Here is a 1,317-nt window from a genome sequence, read left to right as displayed (position 1 = left end):
TAATTTAGATGAATGGGTGATAAGTAGAACAAATATAACTAGAGAACAATTAGATGAACTTAGAGGCAAGGATAAATTCTTAACTAGAGATGAATGTATAGAATTAGGTATATTAACTAAACCTGAAGAAAATAAAAAGAACGAAATGGTGTTAACTACATCTGAATGTGTTGAAATATTAAATCAAAGTGGATATAAAGTGGTTGAAGACAGTAAAATGGAAATAGAAGGCATAGAATAACATGTGGAATATATTTAAAGAATTTATATCTTTGGTATTAGGAATAGTAGCTGCAGTATTTATACTATTCTTTGTAAAATTCATATTGAGTTTTATGTTTGAAATACTTTATATAATCGGAGGATAATTATGAATAAGAAAATAGTAAGTTTATTAGGTGTTAGCGTATTATCAATGACATTGTTAACAGGATGTATGACAGATTCACAAAAGGAACTAAATGTAGCAGATGGAAGAAGTAATCCTTGGTTTGATATGGATGGTAGAGACGGAGGAGATTATGTAGTAATAAATTCTAGTGGAGGAACAGTTTATGATGTATGGAAACTAGAAGATAAACTTGTAAGTTCTATTGACGGATCAGATGGTTGGGAATTTATAGATAGCAAAGGTAATTTCACTAGAGTTGGTGGAGATTGCTTAGTAATAAGATGTAATGATAAAGAAACATTTGACTTGTATGAAGAATATCATTGGAATAATAAAAATAAAGAAAGTATGTAACTAATAGGAGGGAGATATGTTTAAAAATATGAGTAAATATATAAATTATGGAAGTTGTGTGTCAATGGGAAATAACAGTTCGGTTTCTATGAGTAATGGGAAAGTTGTTATAAATGGTAAGACTATAAAAGTTCCTAATAATGCAAATGTGTCAGTTATAAATGGAGTTTTATATGTAAATGGAGAAAAATATGAAGGTGAAGAGTTAAAAGATAAGCAAATATTAAATGTTACAATTGAAGGTAATGTAAACAAATTGGATTGTGGTGGATCAGTTATAGTAAAATGTGATGTAAATGGTAGAGTTGATTGTGGAGGTTCTGCTGAAATAGAGGGATATGTTAAAGGAAATATAGACTGTGGTGGTAGTTGTAAGGTTCATGGTTCACATGAAGGAGACATAGATGCAGGTGGAAGTGTTAGAGTAGGTAAGTAAAATAAATATTTTATAGAGTTGAAAAATTAATAATTTAAGGAATGGATATGAAAGTTTACAGAGATGAAAACATATACAAAGAGGCATTTACACAAAACATAATAAGTATAAGTAATATTGCAGAGTCTGTTGATGT

The 1,317-nt window shown here is 29.1% G+C and carries 3 protein-coding genes; all 3 read left to right on the top strand.

Annotated features, from left to right (window positions below):
- On the top strand, positions 1 to 241 hold a 241-nt coding region (locus ACRDDY_RS10185), incomplete at its 5' end, for a hypothetical protein (RefSeq protein WP_438564845.1).
- 129 nt (positions 242 to 370) lie between these two features.
- Entirely contained in the window at positions 371 to 745 is a 375-nt protein-coding gene (locus ACRDDY_RS10180) for a hypothetical protein (RefSeq protein WP_438564844.1), read from the top strand.
- Positions 746 to 761: 16 nt separating this feature from the next.
- The gene (locus tag ACRDDY_RS10175) at positions 762 to 1,181 is read left to right on the top strand and encodes a hypothetical protein (RefSeq protein ID WP_438564843.1); all 420 of its coding nucleotides are present in this window, start codon (positions 762 to 764) and stop codon (positions 1,179 to 1,181) included.
- Positions 1,182 to 1,317 lie beyond the last annotated feature (136 nt).

It is taken from the genome of Clostridium sp., from assembly GCF_051656525.1.
In the GTDB taxonomy this organism is placed as follows: domain Bacteria; phylum Bacillota; class Clostridia; order Clostridiales; family Clostridiaceae; genus Clostridium.
Note: the sequence above shows the minus strand (reverse complement) of the source record. Positions and strands in the feature narration are given on the sequence as shown.